This is a genomic window from Anaerobacillus sp. CMMVII (assembly GCF_025377685.1).
Taxonomy (GTDB): Bacteria; Bacillota; Bacilli; order Bacillales; family Anaerobacillaceae; genus Anaerobacillus.
Genome location: NZ_JACEHK010000001.1, coordinates 108,472 through 130,079, shown reverse-complemented (window position 1 = coordinate 130,079; position 21,608 = coordinate 108,472). Strand labels below are relative to the sequence as shown.

Annotated in this window: 11 protein-coding genes, 11 tRNA genes and 6 rRNA genes; all 28 read right to left on the bottom strand. The window is 44.0% G+C overall.

Annotation, left to right across the window (positions count from 1 at the left end; genetic code table 11):
• Entirely contained in the window at positions 1-1,077 is a 1,077-nt protein-coding gene (mcsB, locus tag H1D32_RS00640) for a protein-arginine kinase McsB (RefSeq protein WP_261176285.1), read from the bottom strand.
• Positions 1,077-1,613, bottom strand: a complete 537-nt coding sequence (gene mcsA, locus H1D32_RS00635) for a protein-arginine kinase activator protein McsA (protein WP_261176284.1) — start codon at positions 1,611-1,613, stop codon at positions 1,077-1,079. Before mcsA ends, mcsB begins: the two co-directional genes overlap by 1 nt.
• Positions 1,614-1,637: 24 nt before the next feature.
• A complete protein-coding gene (locus H1D32_RS00630) occupies positions 1,638-2,105 on the bottom strand; it encodes a CtsR family transcriptional regulator (RefSeq protein ID WP_261176283.1) in 468 nt (155 codons plus the stop codon).
• Positions 2,106-2,228: 123 nt separating this feature from the next.
• Complete coding sequence (locus H1D32_RS00625) at positions 2,229-2,942, bottom strand: MgtC/SapB family protein (protein WP_261176282.1); 714 nt, start codon at positions 2,940-2,942, stop codon at positions 2,229-2,231.
• 969 nt (positions 2,943-3,911) lie between these two features.
• Positions 3,912-4,027, bottom strand: a 5S ribosomal RNA gene (gene rrf / locus H1D32_RS00620).
• 150 nt (positions 4,028-4,177) lie between these two features.
• Positions 4,178-7,118: ribosomal RNA gene (locus H1D32_RS00615) — 23S ribosomal RNA — on the bottom strand.
• A 462-nt stretch (positions 7,119-7,580) separates the two neighbouring features.
• Positions 7,581-9,134 (bottom strand): 16S ribosomal RNA (locus H1D32_RS00610).
• A gap of 245 nt (positions 9,135-9,379) precedes the next feature.
• A tRNA-Ala gene (locus tag H1D32_RS00605) sits at positions 9,380-9,455 on the bottom strand.
• Between the two features lie 7 nt (positions 9,456-9,462).
• Positions 9,463-9,539, bottom strand: a tRNA-Pro gene (locus H1D32_RS00600).
• A 95-nt stretch (positions 9,540-9,634) separates the two neighbouring features.
• Positions 9,635-9,711, bottom strand: a tRNA-Arg gene (locus tag H1D32_RS00595).
• A gap of 97 nt (positions 9,712-9,808) precedes the next feature.
• Positions 9,809-9,897: transfer RNA gene (locus H1D32_RS00590), tRNA-Leu, on the bottom strand.
• Between the two features lie 17 nt (positions 9,898-9,914).
• Positions 9,915-9,989: transfer RNA gene (locus tag H1D32_RS00585), tRNA-Gly, on the bottom strand.
• A 7-nt stretch (positions 9,990-9,996) separates the two neighbouring features.
• Positions 9,997-10,080: transfer RNA gene (locus H1D32_RS00580), tRNA-Leu, on the bottom strand.
• A gap of 31 nt (positions 10,081-10,111) precedes the next feature.
• A tRNA-Lys gene (locus H1D32_RS00575) sits at positions 10,112-10,187 on the bottom strand.
• A 21-nt stretch (positions 10,188-10,208) separates the two neighbouring features.
• Positions 10,209-10,281 (bottom strand) — tRNA-Thr (locus tag H1D32_RS00570).
• Positions 10,282-10,326: 45 nt separating this feature from the next.
• A tRNA-Val gene (locus tag H1D32_RS00565) sits at positions 10,327-10,402 on the bottom strand.
• 7 nt (positions 10,403-10,409) lie between these two features.
• Positions 10,410-10,525, bottom strand: a 5S ribosomal RNA gene (gene rrf, locus H1D32_RS00560).
• Between the two features lie 150 nt (positions 10,526-10,675).
• Positions 10,676-13,616 (bottom strand): 23S ribosomal RNA (locus H1D32_RS00555).
• A 420-nt stretch (positions 13,617-14,036) separates the two neighbouring features.
• Positions 14,037-14,112 (bottom strand) — tRNA-Ala (locus H1D32_RS00550).
• 20 nt (positions 14,113-14,132) lie between these two features.
• Positions 14,133-14,209, bottom strand: a tRNA-Ile gene (locus tag H1D32_RS00545).
• Between the two features lie 100 nt (positions 14,210-14,309).
• Positions 14,310-15,861: ribosomal RNA gene (locus tag H1D32_RS00540) — 16S ribosomal RNA — on the bottom strand.
• The 16S, 23S and 5S rRNA genes sit together here with 11 tRNA genes alongside, the layout of an rRNA operon.
• A 323-nt stretch (positions 15,862-16,184) precedes the next feature.
• On the bottom strand, positions 16,185-17,675 hold the full coding sequence (lysS, locus tag H1D32_RS00535; protein ID WP_261176281.1) for a lysine--tRNA ligase: 1,491 nt from the start codon (positions 17,673-17,675) through the stop codon (positions 16,185-16,187).
• A 166-nt stretch (positions 17,676-17,841) separates the two neighbouring features.
• Positions 17,842-18,834 carry a tRNA dihydrouridine synthase DusB gene (gene dusB, locus H1D32_RS00530; RefSeq protein ID WP_261176280.1) on the bottom strand — a complete coding sequence of 331 codons (993 nt, stop codon included), beginning with the start codon at positions 18,832-18,834 and terminating at the stop codon, positions 17,842-17,844.
• A 23-nt stretch (positions 18,835-18,857) separates the two neighbouring features.
• Positions 18,858-19,064, bottom strand: coding sequence for a helix-turn-helix domain-containing protein (locus tag H1D32_RS00525; protein ID WP_261176279.1), 207 nt, complete (start codon positions 19,062-19,064; stop codon positions 18,858-18,860).
• Positions 19,016-19,543, bottom strand: a complete 528-nt coding sequence (gene folK / locus H1D32_RS00520; RefSeq protein ID WP_261176893.1) for a 2-amino-4-hydroxy-6-hydroxymethyldihydropteridine diphosphokinase — start codon at positions 19,541-19,543, stop codon at positions 19,016-19,018. Before folK ends, H1D32_RS00525 begins: the two co-directional genes overlap by 49 nt.
• Positions 19,536-19,907, bottom strand: a complete 372-nt coding sequence (gene folB / locus H1D32_RS00515; protein ID WP_261176892.1) for a dihydroneopterin aldolase — start codon at positions 19,905-19,907, stop codon at positions 19,536-19,538. Before folB ends, folK begins: the two co-directional genes overlap by 8 nt.
• Positions 19,908-19,913: 6 nt before the next feature.
• Positions 19,914-20,741 carry a dihydropteroate synthase gene (gene folP / locus H1D32_RS00510; RefSeq protein ID WP_261176278.1) on the bottom strand — a complete coding sequence of 276 codons (828 nt, stop codon included), beginning with the start codon at positions 20,739-20,741 and terminating at the stop codon, positions 19,914-19,916.
• Between the two features lie 4 nt (positions 20,742-20,745).
• Complete coding sequence (pabC, locus tag H1D32_RS00505) at positions 20,746-21,606, bottom strand: aminodeoxychorismate lyase (protein WP_261176277.1); 861 nt, start codon at positions 21,604-21,606, stop codon at positions 20,746-20,748.
• Positions 21,607-21,608 lie beyond the last annotated feature (2 nt).

Below are 21,608 nucleotides of genomic sequence, written 5' to 3'. Positions count from 1 at the left end.
TTAGTTAAACTTCTCTTTTTCTAATTTTAATCGTTCTCTAATTAATGCTGCTCTACGTTCATCACGTTGATCTGCTGATAAGATCTCACCAGCAAATTGTTGTAAAAATCCAGGTTGAGTCAAAATGACTAACTCATTAAGAATGCTTGCAGAAACATCATGTAAAATATTTAAATCAATACCTAACCTTACATCAGATAACCTTTGTGAGGCTTCTTTTGACTCAATGGTCCTTGCATAGGTGAGAATACCATATGAGCGATACACACGATCCTCTAGTTGAAGCTTAGAGGATTGTAATAACATTTCTCTTGCGGCTTTCTCCTGGTGAATCAACTGAAGAACTACTCCTCGTAAATCTTCAACGATATCCTCCTCTGACTTCCCAAGTGTAATTTGATTTGAGATTTGAAAGAGGTTACCTAAAGCTTCGCTACCTTCACCATAAATTCCTCTAACAACTAACCCTAATTGATTAATTGCTGGCAAAATTTTATTTAACTGCTTTGTTAGCACTAAGGCTGGTAAGTGCATCATCACAGAAGCCCGTAAGCCTGTTCCAACATTCGTTGGGCAACTTGTTAAATAACCTTTTTTTTCGTCAAATGCATACGTTAAATTTTCTTCAATCCAATCGTCAATTCCATTTGAAAGGACAAGTCCCTCACTAATTTGAAAACCTGGAAATAAACATTGAATACGTAAATGATCTTCTTCATTTACCATAATACTAATAGATTCGTCCTCACTTAGTAAAACTGCACCTTTTTTTGATTCATCTGCTAATTGAGGACTAATTAAATGCTTTTCTACTAAAATTCTTTTTTCATTAGGCTTCAGCTCATCCATTTCTAAAAGCTCGAAAGGCCCAATTTGATCGTAATTTTGACCAACGAAGTGATCCCTAATTTGTTTGACCACTAAATTAGCCTCATCAATACTTGATATTATTGGGAATGAATAATCTTTTAAATTACGTGCCAGACGAATTCGAGTACTAAGGACAATTTCAGACTCAGGACCTTCATGGTTCATCCAAGGACTAATGGCCTCACTAATAAATTTTTCTAGTGACATCAATTATTCCCCCTGCTCTGTTCACTTGGTTTTTCTAAGGAGCGTATTTCATCTCTTAATTTTGCTGCCTCTTCAAACTCTTCCCTAAGTATGTGTTGTTGTAACTGCTGTTTTAATTGGTCGATTTGTCGGTTTAATTGAATGTCCTTACCAATCCGTTTTGGAACCTTGCCAACATGTGCAGTGTTTCCACTATGCACCCTTCTTAACATTGGATCGAGTTTGTTACTAAATGTTTGGTAACACTGAGCACACCCAAATCTACCTGCCCGTGCGAATTGATAAAGCGTCATTCCACATTTATCACATTTTTGTTCTTTTTGCTGAGGAGGGCGATTTGGAGAATTAGGTAATGCTTGTTCAAAGTTTAATAATCCTGATAATAGCTGATGAATAGAAAAGCCGTTTGACCCTGGAATATATTCTCCTTTTTCTCTAGCACACTGATCACATAAATGAATTTCAGTTTTATTACCATTAACAATTTTTGTGAAATGTAATGTCGCCTCTTTTTTATTACATTCATGGCATAACATGATAACTCTCCCCTCTTTACTATATTATTGATACTTGTATTTTAGAGTAGAAATCATTGCTTTTAATATATTTGATCGTAACTGATCACGATATGGTAACTGTACATTTAGCACGGTTCGATTCGTTGCACTTTGAAGGAGGTTTGCTTCTCTTTTTGTGATCGCATCCTCTTCAAAAAGATGATAGATAATATCCTCAGCACTACTTTGACTGATTTTATCTCCTATTAGAGATAACATTTGCTCGTAAAGTTCGGCACTATTATGGGCCTTTATCTTGATAATTCTAATAAAACCCCCACCACCGCGTTTACTTTCAACTAAATACCCTTTTTCAACTGTAAACCTTGTGCTGATAACATAGTTAATTTGTGATGGAACACATTGAAATCGCTCTGCTAACTCACTGCGTTTCACTTCAACCAAATCACTATCACTTTTCATTAAAATGGTTTTTAAATAATGTTCAATGATGTCAGAAACATTTTTCACCAAACCCCTCCTCTCTTGCAGTTGTTTGACTTTGACTATCTTTGACTTTAATTTTATTATATCCATTTTTTCGAAAATATCAACTATCAGCATTCATTATTACCATCTGTTAGTATTTAATCCCTATAATGAATATACTTTATGGACTTGTTGTAATTGATAAAGCTTATCTATCGTTGTCAACTTAACACTTTTATTTGGATAAAGGACTTTTAATTGATACCTCAATAAATTATCTACCCCAGATGAGTGGTCCCTTTCGACCATAACCTTTTTTACTGTCACTCGATTTTCTTCTAAAATATTTATAATAGATAGTAGTGTTGTATCTTGAGGTTCAGCATGTATGACAACGGCTTCAATACGTTTGTTTTTCTTAAAAAAAGTATCTTCTACCTTGTTTAAAAATATTAAACTTAGAATAACAATGCCTGTGGTAAAAATACCAGCAAGATACATTCCGACTCCAATTGATAATCCAATGCCAGCTACGACCCAAATAGATGCCGCTGTGGTTAATCCCCGTACGGATACTCCTTGAACGATAATGGTTCCAGCTCCTAAAAATCCTATACCACTTACAACATATGCAGCTAGACGTGATGGATCGAAATTAACAAACTCTTTGTTTTGTTCCATAAAATCCTGAAAACCAAACATGGCTAACAACATAATAAGACAGGCACCAACACACACGAGTAAATGAGTCCTAAATCCAGCTGGATGCCTATTATACTCTCTTTCTACCCCAACTACTCCACCTAGGGTGGCTGCAAAAATTAACCGAAGTATAATTGTCACTGTGTCATTATTTATAAATGCATTAAAATATTCCACGTTACCACCCCTCACTCAAACTGTAAATTCTACTATATGTATCAAGGTGAGAAGATATCAATCTTTTAATAATTGGAAATATATCAGTTTCGACGATGATGCCCAAGATACCTTTATTTTTTTGGAGCCCAGGTTAAACATTTTCACTACTCAATTAACAATGTTCAACTTATGCTAATAAGCTCATTGATACTGTTTATATTCATTCATATGCGAATAATCGACTCTATATTAGCTACCGAACATATTCCTTCAAGAGTTACATGGACATTTGAACTTTAAGTATGTTGAATTGGTGGTCCGAAGGGTGGAAAAATCATTTTTGTTAGTCTTCCTTTTGAAGTACTTTTACCTAGCAACGAAGCAACTGACCTCGTTCCCATCGTGGGGTATAAATCATACGGAACCACGTGTAGCAGTGTAATTTTGCAGTTAGGATATATTCTGGGGTCTTATACACTAGGCAGTTGTTTTAATACAACTGCTATCCCTGGCTTGTGTAAAGTTAAATTTAAAATTTAGTGGACATACGTTCCCCTATCTTAGCCAATATAGTCCTTTTTGAAATTTCGAGGACATACGATCACTTATTATTGCATTCGGACATGTATTTTAACGAATTCTGAGGAAATAAGGTACCGTACCGTATGTCCTCAAAAATAGTAAAACCTCATAGTTCTACCAAATAGAGGATCATATGTCCTCTTAATTTCTCTAGTCAGAAACCACAGATCTCTTATATGTATTTACACAAAAAACACAACCGAAATTCGATGTGTTTTTCTTGGCTAGCAACGAATCAACTTACCTCATTCACATCATGAGTTACTTCTTTGATTAAACTACATATAGCTTTGCGACGAGGATACGACACTAGGAGTACCGCAGAAGCACACATAAAAATTAACCTAACTAATCTCATTTCATTTGTATACAAAAAAACACATCCATAATTGGATGTGTTTTTTTACCTAGCAACGTCCTACTCTCACAGGGGGAAACCCCCAACTACCATCGGCGCTGAAGAGCTTAACGGTCGTGTTCGGCATGGGAACGAGTGTGACCTCTTCGCTATCGCTACTAGATTATATGAAGAAAGTTCATTCCTTCAAAACTAGATAACACACATTTAAGACTTGAGTAAAATTCAATCCGTTTATTTAGAATTTGGTATTTACTGCTTCGAGTTACTCACGCAACTCAAAACTCAACACTCATCACTCTAAACTTATTTATAGGATAAGTCCTCGACCGATTAGTATCTCTCAGCTCCACACGTCACCGTGCTTCCACCCGAGACCTATCAACCTCATCATCTTTAAGGGGTCTTACTGGATTAACTCCAAGGGAAATCTCATCTCGAGGGGGGCTTCATGCTTAGATGCTTTCAGCACTTATCCCTTCCACACGTAGCTACCCAGCTATGCTCCTGGCGGAACAACTGGTACACCAGCGGTGTGTCCATCCCGGTCCTCTCGTACTAAGGACAGCTCCTCTCAAATTTCCTACGCCCGCGACGGATAGGGACCGAACTGTCTCACGACGTTCTGAACCCAGCTCGCGTACCGCTTTAATGGGCGAACAGCCCAACCCTTGGGACCTACTTCAGCCCCAGGATGCGATGAGCCGACATCGAGGTGCCAAACCTCCCCGTCGATGTGGACTCTTGGGGGAGATAAGCCTGTTATCCCCAGGGTAGCTTTTATCCGTTGAGCGATGGCCCTTCCATGCGGAACCACCGGATCACTAAGCCCGACTTTCGTCCCTGCTCGACTTGTAGGTCTCGCAGTCAAGCTCCCTTTTGCCTTTGCACTCTACGAATGATTTCCAACCATTCTGAGGGAACCTTTGGGCGCCTCCGTTACTGTTTAGGAGGCGACCGCCCCAGTCAAACTGCCCACCTGACACTGTCCCCGAACCGGATCACGGTCCTAGGTTAGAATTTCAATACAATCAGGGTAGTATCCCACCGACGCCTCCACCGAAGCTGGCGCTCCGGGTTCTCAGGCTCCTACCTATCCTGTACAAATTGTACCAAAATCCAATATCAAGCTACAGTAAAGCTCCATGGGGTCTTTCCGTCCTGTCGCGGGTAACCTGCATCTTCACAGGTAATATAATTTCACCGGGTCTCTCGTTGAGACAGTATCCAAATCGTTACACCATTCGTGCGGGTCGGAACTTACCCGACAAGGAATTTCGCTACCTTAGGACCGTTATAGTTACGGCCGCCGTTTACTGGGGCTTCAATTCAGAGCTTCTCCTTACGGATAACCCCTCCTCTTAACCTTCCAGCACCGGGCAGGTGTCAGCCCCTATACTTCGCCTTGCGGCTTCGCAGAGACCTGTGTTTTTGCTAAACAGTCGCTTGGATCTATTCACTGCGGCTCTCTCGGGCTTTAACACCCTATCAGAGCACCCCTTCTCCCGAAGTTACGGGGTCATTTTGCCGAGTTCCTTAACGAGAGTTCTCCCGAGCGTCTTAGAATTCTCTTCTCGCCTACCTGTGTCGGTTTGCGGTACGGGCACCTCTCACCTCGCTAGAGGCTTTTCTTGGCAGTGTAGGATCAGGAACTTCGCTACTTAAATTTCGCTCGCCATCACAGCTCAGCCTTCACGAGAAGCGGATTTGCCTACTTCTCAGCCTAACTGCTTGGACGCACATATCCATCAGTGCGCTTACCCTACCTTTCTGCGTCCCCCCATTGCTCAAACGGTGAGGAGGTGGTACAGGAATTTCAACCTGTTGTCCATCGCCTACGCTTTTCAGCCTCGGCTTAGGTCCCGACTTACCCTGAGCGGACGAGCCTTCCTCAGGAAACCTTGGGCTTTCGACGGAGGGGATTCTCACCCCTCTTTTCGCTACTCATACCGGCATTCTCACTTCTAAGCGCTCCACCAGTCCTTCCGGTCTGACTTCGCTGCACTTAGAACGCTCCCCTACCACTGCGCACCAGGTGCGCAATCCATAGCTTCGGTGATACGTTTAGCCCCGGTACATTTTCGGCGCAGAGTCACTCGACCAGTGAGCTATTACGCACTCTTTAAATGGTGGCTGCTTCTAAGCCAACATCCTGGTTGTCTGGGCAACTCCACATCCTTCTCCACTTAACGTATACTTTGGGACCTTAGCTGATGGTCTGGGCTGTTTCCCTCTTGACTACGGATCTTAGCACTCGCAGTCTGACTCCCGAGGATAAGTATTTGGCATTCGGAGTTTGACTGAATTCGGTAATCCTGTGGGGACCCCTAGTCCAATCAGTGCTCTACCTCCAATACTCTTCCCTCGAGGCTAGCCCTAAAGCTATTTCGGGGAGAACCAGCTATCTCCGAGTTCGATTGGCATTTCACCCCTACCCACACCTCATCCCCGCACTTTTCAACGTGCGTGGGTTCGGGCCTCCATTCAGTGTTACCTGAACTTCACCCTGGACATGGGTAGATCACACGGTTTCGGGTCTACGACCACGTACTCATTCGCCCTATTCAGACTCGCTTTCGCTGCGGCTCCGCCTCTTCAGCTTAACCTTGCACGTAATCGTAACTCGCCGGTTCATTCTACAAAAGGCACGCTGTCACCCGTAAATGGGCTCCAACTACTTGTAGGCACACGGTTTCAGGATCTCTTTCACTCCCCTCCCGGGGTGCTTTTCACCTTTCCCTCACGGTACTGGTTCACTATCGGTCACTAGGAAGTATTTAGCCTTGGGAGATGGTCCTCCCGGATTCCGACGGGGTTTCACGTGTCCCGCCGTACTCAGGATACACTCTGGAGGAAACGAAGTTTCGATTACAGGGCTGTTACCTTGTTTCGCGGACCTTTCCAGATCGCTTCGTCTACTTCGTTTCTTTGTAACTCCGTGTAGAGTGTCCTACAACCCCAAGGGGCAAGCCCCTTGGTTTGGGCTGTTTCCGTTTCGCTCGCCGCTACTCAGGAAATCGATAATTTCTTTCTCTTCCTCTGGGTACTTAGATGTTTCAGTTCCCCAGGTCTGCCTCCTCATAGCCTATGTATTCAGCTATGGGTACCATCCCATTACGGATGGTGGGTTCCCCCATTCGGAAATCCCCGGATCAAAGCTTACTTACAGCTCCCCGAGGCATATCGTTGTTCGTCACGTCCTTCTTCGGCTCCTAGTGCCAAGGCATCCACCGTGCGCCCTTTCTAACTTAACCTAAATTTTTCGCAATAAGCGGCGAATATCTTCGTCGCCTTCATTCCTCAATCATCCTCATGTACGGTTTATGTACACTCCGGTGATTGACTCAATCGGCTCCTCGATCTTCTTGCTTCTTTCGAAAAATTACCTGTTAAAAGGATTTTACGTCGAATTGAATTCTTGACTACTCAAGTTTACTCAAAAGCTTTTACAAACTTTCCGGTAAAACTTAAATGTGTTAGTTGTTATCTAGTTTTCAAGGAACAAAGCAACTGACCTCAATCACATCGTGTGATGCTTTATTGATTAGCTTCATGCAGCTTTGCGACGAGGATACGACGCAAGGAGTACCGCAGGAGCACAATAATGAATATTGAGCAGTTAACTATTTAATTGAGAGATCATTCTCTCAAAACTGAAACACAGCGTCAGCGTACTTTTCCTAAGAAAAGCATCGACTAGAGTTTTAACTCCATAGAAAGGAGGTGATCCAGCCGCACCTTCCGATACGGCTACCTTGTTACGACTTCACCCCAATCATCTGTCCCACCTTAGGCGGCTGGCTCGCATATTGCGTTACCCCACCGACTTCGGGTGTTACAAACTCTCGTGGTGTGACGGGCGGTGTGTACAAGGCCCGGGAACGTATTCACCGCGGCATGCTGATCCGCGATTACTAGCAATTCCGGCTTCATGTAGGCGAGTTGCAGCCTACAATCCGAACTGAGAATGGCTTTATGGGATTGGCTCAACCTCGCGGTTTTGCTGCCCTTTGTACCATCCATTGTAGCACGTGTGTAGCCCAGGTCATAAGGGGCATGATGATTTGACGTCATCCCCACCTTCCTCCGGTTTGTCACCGGCAGTCACCTTAGAGTGCCCAACTGAATGCTGGCAACTAAGATCAAGGGTTGCGCTCGTTGCGGGACTTAACCCAACATCTCACGACACGAGCTGACGACAACCATGCACCACCTGTCACTTTGTCCCCCGAAGGGGAAAGCCCTATCTCTAGGGTTGTCAAAGGATGTCAAGACCTGGTAAGGTTCTTCGCGTTGCTTCGAATTAAACCACATGCTCCACTGCTTGTGCGGGCCCCCGTCAATTCCTTTGAGTTTCAACCTTGCGGTCGTACTCCCCAGGCGGAGTGCTTAATGTGTTAACTTCGGCACTAAGGGCATCGAAACCCCTAACACCTAGCACTCATCGTTTACGGCGTGGACTACCAGGGTATCTAATCCTGTTTGCTCCCCACGCTTTCGCGCCTCAGCGTCAGTTACAGACCAGAGAGTCGCCTTCGCCACTGGTGTTCCTCCATATATCTACGCATTTCACCGCTACACATGGAATTCCACTCTCCTCTTCTGCACTCAAGTCTCCCAGTTTCCAATGACCCTCCACGGTTGAGCCGTGGGCTTTCACATCAGACTTAAGAGACCGCCTGCGCGCGCTTTACGCCCAATAATTCCGGACAACGCTTGCCACCTACGTATTACCGCGGCTGCTGGCACGTAGTTAGCCGTGGCTTTCTGGTTAGGTACCGTCAAGGTACCGCCCTATTTGAACGGTACTTGTTCTTCCCTAACAACAGAACTTTACGACCCGAAGGCCTTCATCGTTCACGCGGCGTTGCTCCGTCAGACTTTCGTCCATTGCGGAAGATTCCCTACTGCTGCCTCCCGTAGGAGTCTGGGCCGTGTCTCAGTCCCAGTGTGGCCGATCACCCTCTCAGGTCGGCTACGCATCGTCGCCTTGGTAAGCCATTACCTTACCAACTAGCTAATGCGCCGCGGGCCCATCCTGTAGTGTTAGGTAAACCCAACTTTTACTTTCGAGCCATGTGACTCAAAAGATTATCCGGTATTAGCTTCGGTTTCCCGAAGTTATCCCAGTCTACAGGGCAGGTTGCCCACGTGTTACTCACCCGTCCGCCGCTAACAATTGAGAGCAAGCTCTCAATTGTCCGCTCGACTTGCATGTATTAGGCACGCCGCCAGCGTTCGTCCTGAGCCAGGATCAAACTCTCCATAAAAGTGTTTGATATAGCTCAAAAATTTTGTTACATTGACGAGATATTTTACTACCTCTTTAATTCGCTTGGCTGTGTGTTCAGTTTTCAAAGAACAATACTAATGTCGTTTTAGCGACAAGAATTTAATTGTATCAGACTTTTATTAAATCGTCAACAACTATTTTTTTCTGTAAAATTGCGTGTAAACAACAACTTTACTATCTTAGCACTTATAAATAAGTAAGTCAATATTTATTTATAATTTTTGGTGGAGCCTAGCGGGATCGAACCGCTGACCTCCTGCGTGCAAGGCAGGCGCTCTCCCAGCTGAGCTAAGGCCCCATATAAATGGTCGGGAAGACAGGATTTGAACCTGCGACCCCCTGGTCCCAAACCAGGTGCTCTACCAAGCTGAGCCACTTCCCGAGATTACAAATTAATTTCACTAACCAAACATGCTCCTGAGCCACTTCGTTTGCTCGTCGCAAACCTGCAGTGATGCTCATTCGAGGTAGTTGGTTTGGTGCGCCCTGAGAGATTCGAACTCCCGACCTTTTGATTCGTAGTCAAACACTCTATCCAGCTGAGCTAAGGGCGCAAATAACTATAGTTAGTATAGTTATATATTCAATTATGCTTCTGCGTTGCAAGCTGCTCGTCGCATAATTGCGAAGAAGCGTTACAGGAAGCTAATTTGGTACCGAGGGCCGGACTTGAACCGGCACGATAGTCACCTACCGCAGGATTTTAAGTCCTGTGTGTCTGCCAATTCCACCACCCCGGCAAAGCAGACTATAAAATTGGAGCGGAAGACGAGGTTCGAACTCGCGACCCCCACCTTGGCAAGGTGGTGTTCTACCACTGAACTACTTCCGCAAATTTGTGGTGCGGGTGAAGGGACTCGAACCCCCACGTCAAAGACACTAGATCCTAAGTCTAGCGCGTCTGCCAATTCCGCCACACCCGCATATAAGAGTTATTTAACACTATAAATAACATGGTGAGCCATGAAGGATTCGAACCTTCGACCCTCTGATTAAAAGTCAGATGCTCTACCAACTGAGCTAATGGCTCCTGTTTAAAGGAAACTTAGAGTGCCGGCCAGAGGACTTGAACCCCCAACCTACTGATTACAAGTCAGTTGCTCTACCAATTGAGCTAGGCCGGCATATTAAGATAAGTTATTTTGTTCCACTTTTTTAGGCAAAAAATTTGGTGGAGGATGACGGGTTCGAACCGCCGACCCCCTGCTTGTAAGGCAGGTGCTCTCCCAGCTGAGCTAATCCTCCGGATTTTATCTAGCAACGTCCTACTCTCACAGGGGGAAACCCCCAACTACCATCGGCGCTGAAGAGCTTAACGGTCGTGTTCGGCATGGGAACGAGTGTGACCTCTTCGCTATCGCTACTAGATTATTTGAAGAAAGTTCATTCCTTCAAAACTAGATAACACACATTTAAGGCTTGAGTAAAATTCAATCCGTTTATTTAGAATTTGGTATTTACTGCTTCGAGCTACTCACGCAACTCAAAACTCTACACTCATCACTCTAAACTTATTTATAGGATAAGTCCTCGACCGATTAGTATCTCTCAGCTCCACACGTCACCGTGCTTCCACCCGAGACCTATCAACCTCATCATCTTTAAGGGGTCTTACTGGATTAACTCCAAGGGAAATCTCATCTCGAGGGGGGCTTCATGCTTAGATGCTTTCAGCACTTATCCCTTCCACACGTAGCTACCCAGCTATGCTCCTGGCGGAACAACTGGTACACCAGCGGTGTGTCCATCCCGGTCCTCTCGTACTAAGGACAGCTCCTCTCAAATTTCCTACGCCCGCGACGGATAGGGACCGAACTGTCTCACGACGTTCTGAACCCAGCTCGCGTACCGCTTTAATGGGCGAACAGCCCAACCCTTGGGACCTACTTCAGCCCCAGGATGCGATGAGCCGACATCGAGGTGCCAAACCTCCCCGTCGATGTGGACTCTTGGGGGAGATAAGCCTGTTATCCCCAGGGTAGCTTTTATCCGTTGAGCGATGGCCCTTCCATGCGGAACCACCGGATCACTAAGCCCGACTTTCGTCCCTGCTCGACTTGTAGGTCTCGCAGTCAAGCTCCCTTTTGCCTTTGCACTCTACGAATGATTTCCAACCATTCTGAGGGAACCTTTGGGCGCCTCCGTTACTGTTTAGGAGGCGACCGCCCCAGTCAAACTGCCCACCTGACACTGTCCCCGAACCGGATCACGGTCCTAGGTTAGAATTTCAATACAATCAGGGTAGTATCCCACCGACGCCTCCACCGAAGCTGGCGCTCCGGGTTCTCAGGCTCCTACCTATCCTGTACAAATTGTACCAAAATCCAATATCAAGCTACAGTAAAGCTCCATGGGGTCTTTCCGTCCTGTCGCGGGTAACCTGCATCTTCACAGGTAATATAATTTCACCGGGTCTCTCGTTGAGACAGTATCCAAATCGTTACACCATTCGTGCGGGTCGGAACTTACCCGACAAGGAATTTCGCTACCTTAGGACCGTTATAGTTACGGCCGCCGTTTACTGGGGCTTCAATTCAGAGCTTCTCCTTACGGATAACCCCTCCTCTTAACCTTCCAGCACCGGGCAGGTGTCAGCCCCTATACTTCGCCTTGCGGCTTCGCAGAGACCTGTGTTTTTGCTAAACAGTCGCTTGGATCTATTCACTGCGGCTCTCTCGGGCTTTAACACCCTATCAGAGCACCCCTTCTCCCGAAGTTACGGGGTCATTTTGCCGAGTTCCTTAACGAGAGTTCTCCCGAGCGTCTTAGAATTCTCTTCTCGCCTACCTGTGTCGGTTTGCGGTACGGGCACCTCTCACCTCGCTAGAGGCTTTTCTTGGCAGTGTAGGATCAGGAACTTCGCTACTTAAATTTCGCTCGCCATCACAGCTCAGCCTTCACGAGAAGCGGATTTGCCTACTTCTCAGCCTAACTGCTTGGACGCACATATCCATCAGTGCGCTTACCCTACCTTTCTGCGTCCCCCCATTGCTCAAACGGTGAGGAGGTGGTACAGGAATTTCAACCTGTTGTCCATCGCCTACGCTTTTCAGCCTCGGCTTAGGTCCCGACTTACCCTGAGCGGACGAGCCTTCCTCAGGAAACCTTGGGCTTTCGACGGAGGGGATTCTCACCCCTCTTTTCGCTACTCATACCGGCATTCTCACTTCTAAGCGCTCCACCAGTCCTTCCGGTCTGACTTCGCTGCACTTAGAACGCTCCCCTACCACTGCGCACCAGGTGCGCAATCCATAGCTTCGGTGATACGTTTAGCCCCGGTACATTTTCGGCGCAGAGTCACTCGACCAGTGAGCTATTACGCACTCTTTAAATGGTGGCTGCTTCTAAGCCAACATCCTGGTTGTCTGGGCAACTCCACATCCTTCTCCACTTAACGTATACTTTGGGACCTTAGCTGATGGTCTGGGCTGTTTCCCTCTTGACTACGGATCTTAGCACTCGCAGTCTGACTCCCGAGGATAAGTATTTGGCATTCGGAGTTTGACTGAATTCGGTAATCCTGTGGGGACCCCTAGTCCAATCAGTGCTCTACCTCCAATACTCTTCCCTCGAGGCTAGCCCTAAAGCTATTTCGGGGAGAACCAGCTATCTCCGAGTTCGATTGGCATTTCACCCCTACCCACACCTCATCCCCGCACTTTTCAACGTGCGTGGGTTCGGGCCTCCATTCAGTGTTACCTGAACTTCACCCTGGACATGGGTAGATCACACGGTTTCGGGTCTACGACCACGTACTCATTCGCCCTATTCAGACTCGCTTTCGCTGCGGCTCCGCCTCTTCAGCTTAACCTTGCACGTAATCGTAACTCGCCGGTTCATTCTACAAAAGGCACGCTGTCACCCGTAAATGGGCTCCAACTACTTGTAGGCACACGGTTTCAGGATCTCTTTCACTCCCCTCCCGGGGTGCTTTTCACCTTTCCCTCACGGTACTGGTTCACTATCGGTCACTAGGAAGTATTTAGCCTTGGGAGATGGTCCTCCCGGATTCCGACGGGGTTTCACGTGTCCCGCCGTACTCAGGATACACTCTGGAGGAAACGAAGTTTCGATTACAGGGCTGTTACCTTGTTTCGCGGACCTTTCCAGATCGCTTCGTCTACTTCGTTTCTTTGTAACTCCGTGTAGAGTGTCCTACAACCCCAAGGGGCAAGCCCCTTGGTTTGGGCTGTTTCCGTTTCGCTCGCCGCTACTCAGGAAATCGATAATTTCTTTCTCTTCCTCTGGGTACTTAGATGTTTCAGTTCCCCAGGTCTGCCTCCTCATAGCCTATGTATTCAGCTATGGGTACCATCCCATTACGGATGGTGGGTTCCCCCATTCGGAAATCCCCGGATCAAAGCTTACTTACAGCTCCCCGAGGCATATCGTTGTTCGTCACGTCCTTCTTCGGCTCCTAGTGCCAAGGCATCCACCGTGCGCCCTTTCTAACTTAACCTAAATTTTTCGCAATAAGCGGCGAATATCTTCGTCGCCTTCATTCCTCAATCATCCTCATGTACGGTTTATGTACACTCCGGTGATTGACTCAATCGGCTCCTCGATCTTCTTGCTTCTTTCGAAAAATTACCTGTTAAAAGGATTTTACGTCGAATTGAATTCTTGACTACTCAAGTTTACTCAAAAGCTTTTACAAACTTTCCGGTAAAACTTAAATGTGTTAGTTGTTATCTAGTTTTCAAGGAACAAATATAATTATTAATTACGAATGCTGAATTACTTAAAAGCGTCACTGAGAAGCTTTCACAATTCATAATTCATAATTAAATCGAGAGATCATTCTCTCAAAATCACCAAAAAGGCGACTCGATAAATATAACACCATTCAAGAATGATGTCAATAACCAATAATTGTAATTGGTGGAGCCTAGCGGGATCGAACCGCTGACCTCCTGCGTGCAAGGCAGGCGCTCTCCCAGCTGAGCTAAGGCCCCGAATGTATTTAATTAAGTTATGGTGGGCCTAAGTGGACTCGAACCACCGACCTCACGCTTATCAGGCGTGCGCTCTAACCAGCTGAGCTATAGGCCCAAAACTTAAATATAATGAGAGATCATTCTCTCAAAACTGAAACACAGCGTCAGCGTACTTTTCTAAAAGAAAAGCATCGACTAGAGTTTTAACTCCATAGAAAGGAGGTGATCCAGCCGCACCTTCCGATACGGCTACCTTGTTACGACTTCACCCCAATCATCTGTCCCACCTTAGGCGGCTGGCTCCATAAAGGTTACCCCACCGACTTCGGGTGTTACAAACTCTCGTGGTGTGACGGGCGGTGTGTACAAGGCCCGGGAACGTATTCACCGCGGCATGCTGATCCGCGATTACTAGCAATTCCGGCTTCATGTAGGCGAGTTGCAGCCTACAATCCGAACTGAGAATGGCTTTATGGGATTGGCTCAACCTCGCGGTTTTGCTGCCCTTTGTACCATCCATTGTAGCACGTGTGTAGCCCAGGTCATAAGGGGCATGATGATTTGACGTCATCCCCACCTTCCTCCGGTTTGTCACCGGCAGTCACCTTAGAGTGCCCAACTGAATGCTGGCAACTAAGATCAAGGGTTGCGCTCGTTGCGGGACTTAACCCAACATCTCACGACACGAGCTGACGACAACCATGCACCACCTGTCACTTTGTCCCCCGAAGGGGAAAGCCCTATCTCTAGGGTTGTCAAAGGATGTCAAGACCTGGTAAGGTTCTTCGCGTTGCTTCGAATTAAACCACATGCTCCACTGCTTGTGCGGGCCCCCGTCAATTCCTTTGAGTTTCAACCTTGCGGTCGTACTCCCCAGGCGGAGTGCTTAATGTGTTAACTTCGGCACTAAGGGCATCGAAACCCCTAACACCTAGCACTCATCGTTTACGGCGTGGACTACCAGGGTATCTAATCCTGTTTGCTCCCCACGCTTTCGCGCCTCAGCGTCAGTTACAGACCAGAGAGTCGCCTTCGCCACTGGTGTTCCTCCATATATCTACGCATTTCACCGCTACACATGGAATTCCACTCTCCTCTTCTGCACTCAAGTCTCCCAGTTTCCAATGACCCTCCACGGTTGAGCCGTGGGCTTTCACATCAGACTTAAGAGACCGCCTGCGCGCGCTTTACGCCCAATAATTCCGGACAACGCTTGCCACCTACGTATTACCGCGGCTGCTGGCACGTAGTTAGCCGTGGCTTTCTGGTTAGGTACCGTCAAGGTACCGCCCTATTTGAACGGTACTTGTTCTTCCCTAACAACAGAACTTTACGACCCGAAGGCCTTCATCGTTCACGCGGCGTTGCTCCGTCAGACTTTCGTCCATTGCGGAAGATTCCCTACTGCTGCCTCCCGTAGGAGTCTGGGCCGTGTCTCAGTCCCAGTGTGGCCGATCACCCTCTCAGGTCGGCTACGCATCGTCGCCTTGGTAAGCCATTACCTTACCAACTAGCTAATGCGCCGCGGGCCCATCCTGTAGTGTTAGGTAAACCCAACTTTTACTTTCGAGCCATGTGACTCAAAAGATTATCCGGTATTAGCTTCGGTTTCCCGAAGTTATCCCAGTCTACAGGGCAGGTTGCCCACGTGTTACTCACCCGTCCGCCGCTAAGATTTAAAAGCAAGCTTTTAAATCTCCGCTCGACTTGCATGTATTAGGCACGCCGCCAGCGTTCGTCCTGAGCCAGGATCAAACTCTCCATAAAAGTGTTTGATATAGCTCAAAAAATTTGTTGCATTGACGAGATATTTACTATCTCTTTAATTCGCTTGGCTGTGTGTTCAGTTTTCAAAGAACGATATGTTTTTGATACTTGTTCGCTCATCGGCGACTTTATTAATATAACATAGCCACCCAACAATGTCAACACCTGTTTATGAGAACTTTCGGGCGTTGTCTCGAAGCGACAAGTAATAATATATCAACTTTTGAAATCAGAGTCAACACTTTTTCTCTTAAGAACAATCTTTTTTATTAAAAAAATGCCGTTCATCCCAGCCTTCTAGCTAAGACGAGCGGCACATATCATTATTCTTTATGTTTCATTTGAGGGAATAAGAGTACATCTCTAATGGAAGGTGCGTTCGTTAATAACATAACCAAACGATCTATCCCGATTCCTAACCCACCTGTAGGAGGCATTCCATATTCTAGAGCTTCTACGAAATCATCATCCATCATATGAGCTTCGTCATCACCTTGAGCACGTTCTACTAGCTGCGCCTCAAAACGCTCACGCTGATCAATTGGATCATTTAATTCCGTAAATGCATTTGCATGCTCTCTAGCAACAATGAATAATTCGAAACGGTCTGTAAATCTTTCATCTTCTGGATTTTTCTTAGCTAACGGTGAGATAGCTACTGGATGCCCATAGATAAAAGTAGGCTGTATTAATTTTTCCTCTACAAAGTGTTCAAAGAATTCATTTACCACATGACCATATGTCATTGTTTCTTTAACTGGAACTTTATGTTCTTTTGCTAGTAGTCGTGCTTCTTCATCGGTCATTTCTTCCCAAAAATCAACACCTGTATATTCTTTAATTGCATCTACCATATGCAGTCGTTTCCATTCTGGCTTTAAGTCAACCTCGTACTCTCCATACTGAACAGTGGTTGTACCAAGTACTTCTTCTGCGATATGAGCAATTAAATTTTCTGTTAGAGCCATGATATCTTTGTAATCAGCGTAAGCTTCGTAAAGTTCAATCATTGTAAACTCAGGGTTATGTCGTGTAGAAACCCCTTCATTTCTGAAAACTCGTCCAATTTCATAAACTTTTTCAAGACCACCAACAATCAGACGTTTTAAATGAAGTTCAATAGCTATACGCATGTATAATTCCATGTCTAAAGCATTGTGATGAGTAATAAAAGGTCTCGCAGAAGCTCCACCAGCGATCGAGTGCATCATTGGTGTTTCAACTTCTAGGTATCCGTGCGAATCCAAATAGTTTCTCATTGACTTCAGAATTCTACTTCTCGTAACAAAAGTTTTCCTTACTTCTGGATTCATAATTAAATCAACATAACGTTGACGATATCTTTGTTCAACATCCTTTAGTCCATGGAACTTATCCGGCAAAGGGCGTAATGACTTTGTTAGAAGTTGAAAGTCTTTCACTTTTACAGAAAGCTCTCCTACCTTTGTCTTGAATGCCGTACCAGTCACACCAACAATGTCCCCAATGTCGATTGAGTCAAAGATAGAGTATTGCTCTTCACCAACTGCGTCAAGACGGACATAGATTTGAACTTGGCCTGTAAGGTCTTGTAAATGGGCAAAACCAGCTTTCCCTTTTCCTCTTTTCGTCATAATACGTCCAGCAATCGTCACTTGAAGCTCTTTTGCTTCTAATTCTTCTTTTGTTAAATCGCCAAACTCTGTATCCATCGTCTCTGCTGTGTGTGAACGTTCAAATCTTTTCCCAAAAGGATCTAGTCCTTCATTAAGTAAGTTCTTGAGTTTTTCTCTCCGCACGAGCAACTGATCATTTAATTCTAATTCATTTGTCACTACTCTCATCTCCTAACGATTTATTTAATGAAGTTATGTATTTTTATATAAAGTTATTATCTTGTATGTCCATTTCCCGATAAATGTATAATAGAAAACTGCCAGCGTCTTGCTGGCAGTTACTAATTACAGAGGTATTATAGGTTACATAAGGTAGATTGTCAAATTACTGAACTACCGCTTCTCTTGCTTCTATTTCCTCAATATAGGTATAGAGAACTTCTTTAATTTCATTGCGTGACTCAAATTGATTAATTTGATCCTTAATTTTTGAAGCACCCTTCATACCTTTTACATACCAGGCAACATGTTTTCTCATTTCTCGGACGGCTACTCGTTCACCTTTTAGAGCAATTAAGCGATCTAAATGGAGCATACAAACATCAACCTTTTCTCTTGGTGTTGGATCTGGAGCCAATTCGCCAGTTTGTAAATACTGAACCGTACGATACAGCATCCATGGATTTCCTAACGCAGCTCTACCAATCATCACTCCATCAGCACCGGTTGTCTTTAATAGACGTTTAGCGTCTTGCGGAGTTTTTACATCCCCATTTCCGATAACCGGTATGTTTACAGCTTCTTTTACTTGGCGAATGATATCCCAGTCAGCTGTACCCTCATACATTTGCACTCTGGTTCTCCCATGAACTGCAACAGCTTTACCACCGGCTCTTTCAACAGCCTTGGCATTTTCAACAGCATAGATATGCTGTTCATCCCAACCAATTCGCATTTTAACAGTCACTGGCTTTTCTACCACATCTACAACCGCTGCAACCATTTCATAGATTTTATTTGGATCAAGTAACCACTTAGCACCTGCATCACACTTTGTAATTTTCGGTACTGGACAACCCATATTTATATCAATAATATCTGCATTTGTTTGTTTATCGACTACTTTGGCAGCTTCCACTAATGTCTTTTTATCACCACCAAAAATTTGTAAGCTTAATGGCTTTTCTTGTTCATCGACATAGAGCATTTGTAACGATTTTTCATTTTTATATAAAATAGCTTTATCGCTAACCATTTCTGCACATACTAGCCCTGCGCCAAACTCTTTGGCAATTAAACGAAATGCCGGATTACAAACACCAGCCATTGGAGCTAATACAACTGGATTTTTCATGGCAATATCACCTATCTTTAACATGGATGCCACCTCCTATCTAAAAATTAATTTATAGAATTTAAATCTTCTTTAGCAACATTCAATACTAAAGATATTTGGTTAATCAGCTCTTCAGAGGGGATACGATTTCCTCTTTCGATTTCTCCTAATACAGATACCGATACTCCTAACTTTGTTGCAAGTTGTTCTTGAGTATACCCTTTTAGTTTTCGAAATGCTCTAATTCTTCTTCCCCAAATCGATTCTTCCATAACCGAACACCTTCTTTATCTAATAATTCTTGATTTATCTGCGCAATTGATTGTTTAACTGCTTCAAAATACAGATCAGGAGCGATTTCCATTAATGGGAGTATCACAAAACCGCGTTCATACATCCGTGGATGTGGGATAGTTAATCCGTCCATCTCAATATTCTCTTGATTATATAACAAAATGTCAAGGTCTAATGTTCTAGGTCCCCAGCGAACTTTAAACTTTCTGCCGGATTTTTCTTGTATTGCTTGAGTACATTTAAGAAGCTCTAGAGGGGTATAAGATGTCTCAATCCCAATAACCATATTTAAAAAGTCAGCCTGTTCTATAAATCCAACTGGTGAAGTCTCATAGATAGATGAGCACTTTTTTATGGATATATTTACATCTTCTTTTAAACTGTTTAAACCAAATTTCAAAAATTGGTACCGATCTCCCATATTAGAGCCTAGCGATAGATAAACAATATTACTCATAGTCATTTTTAGTTCTCACAATTTCAACGGCAACCGAATGGTAATGTCCTGCAATAGGTGGATTTGGTTTAATCATTTTTATTGTACAAGTATTAACTAATGCAAATTCATTTAATACAGCTTCAGCTATTTTTTCGGCAACCGCCTCGACGAGCTTATAGGGAGGTCCTTCAACAATTTCCTTCACTGTATTAAATACATCACCATAATTAATCGTTTTTGTTAGGTCATCGCTTTTTCCCGCATCTCTTAAGTTTGTTTCTAAAATCAAGTCAACAATAAAACGTTGTCCCAATTTCGTTTCTTCAGGAAATACTCCATGATAACCATAAAACTCTAACTGCTGTAAGAAAATCTTATCCACTTTCACTCACCTTCTCCCCATTAATACATCCATCATATGAACAGTTCGAGAAATTTCCAAGACGTCGTGTACTCGCATAATCTGACATCCCTTCATCATGCCATAACATACAGTGGCTTGAGTACCTTCTAAACGTTCGTTAGCTGGCAAATTCAAAGCCATTCCAATCATTGATTTTCTTGAAGTACCCAATAAAATTGGATATCCTAGTTCCGCTAATTTATCTAGATTTTGCATTACTTCAATATTTTGATCAAATGTTTTTGCGAATCCAATTCCGGGATCCAAAATAATATTCTCATGTTCAACACCCGCTTGTTCGCAAATGGTAATGCTTTCTTTTAAATCAGCTATGACATCGTCAATTAAGTTTGTATAGTTTGTATTTTCACGATTATGTGTGATAACGATTGGTAGTTTATGACTAGCAGATAGTTCAGCAATTTTAGGCTCAGCCTTCGCTCCCCAAACATCATTAATAATCGTTGCACCTGCTTCAATGGCGTGTTTAGCTACCTCGTATTTATACGTATCAATCGAGATGGGAATATCCACTACATTAGAAACTGCCTGGATAATTGGAATAACACGGCGAATTTCTTCTTCCTCACTTACCTTAAGAGCGCCAGGACGCGTTGACTCACCACCGATATCAATGATATCAGCACCTTCTTCAACCATTTTGATAGCCCTTGTAACTGCTAAATCTATATCGTTATATTTACCACCATCCGAAAATGAATCAGGAGTTATATTTAGAATACCCATAACTAACGTTTTCTTTGATAAATCCAACTCGTGGTTGCCAAATTTAATTAGTGGCGCTGTATACATGAAATCAAATCCTTTCCTCTAATTCCTTAATTGCATAAAGGCGTTGTTTTTTACATTCTTCGTAGGTACGCTGTAAAAACTGAGTCATTTTTCTTTCCGAAGGATATCGATGTTCATCAAGCGTTGTAATTCCCACTACCTCTTGAATTGAGTTCGTGATAAAAACTTCATCAGCTTCTGCTAACTGAGTAGCATCGTAACACCCCTCATGACAAGGAATATTATATTTTTTCAAAAGCTGAAGGATAAATCTACGAGTGATCCCGTTTAAAATGCCTGTTTTAACGGAAGGAGTATAGACCTCCCCTTTTTTTACCCAAAAAATATTCGAGACAATCCCTTCAGCAACAAAACCCTCACTAGTTAGAAAAATCCCTTCCGTATCCAGATCAGGAACTTCACGTTTCCCTAAAACATTATTTAGATAATGATGTGACTTTAAACGCTCTCTTCCTTCTGGTGTATTTCTGACTGTATTTAGAATAGCAGCCTTTTTGATTTTATCTAATCGACCAATCGGTTTCATAAAAATAATAACATTCGGGGCTTTATAAGGTTCAGTTTGGAGGCCAATTGGTGCCTCACCTGCAGAAACATTGAATCTAATATAAGCATCCTGAAGTTTATTTTTCTCCAATAATTTCTCTATGATTTCCAAAAGTTCAGCTTTTGTTAATGACAAGGATATATTTAACTCTCTTAAACTCCTGGCTAAGCGCTGAAAATGGTCATCCAATAAAAATGGATGACCATCATAAATCCGAAATGTTTCAAATACGCCAAGGCCATATAAAAATCCGTGGTCAAAGGGAGAAATCTTTGCTTCAGCTTGTAAGACATATTCTCCATTCAAGTATATATACATAT

Coding starts and splice junctions, on each gene's coding strand:
- mcsB (WP_261176285.1), bottom strand. CDS start 1,077: ATGTCACTAGAAAAATTTATTAGTGAGGCCATTAGTCCTTGGATGAAC.
- mcsA (WP_261176284.1), bottom strand. CDS start 1,613: ATGTTATGCCATGAATGTAATAAAAAAGAGGCGACATTACATTTCACA.
- dusB (WP_261176280.1), bottom strand. CDS start 18,834: ATGTTAAAGATAGGTGATATTGCCATGAAAAATCCAGTTGTATTAGCT.
- H1D32_RS00525 (WP_261176279.1), bottom strand. CDS start 19,064: ATGGAAGAATCGATTTGGGGAAGAAGAATTAGAGCATTTCGAAAACTA.
- folK (WP_261176893.1), bottom strand. CDS start 19,543: ATGAGTAATATTGTTTATCTATCGCTAGGCTCTAATATGGGAGATCGG.
- folP (WP_261176278.1), bottom strand. CDS start 20,741: ATGTATACAGCGCCACTAATTAAATTTGGCAACCACGAGTTGGATTTA.
- pabC (WP_261176277.1), bottom strand. CDS start 21,606: ATGTATATATACTTGAATGGAGAATATGTCTTACAAGCTGAAGCAAAG.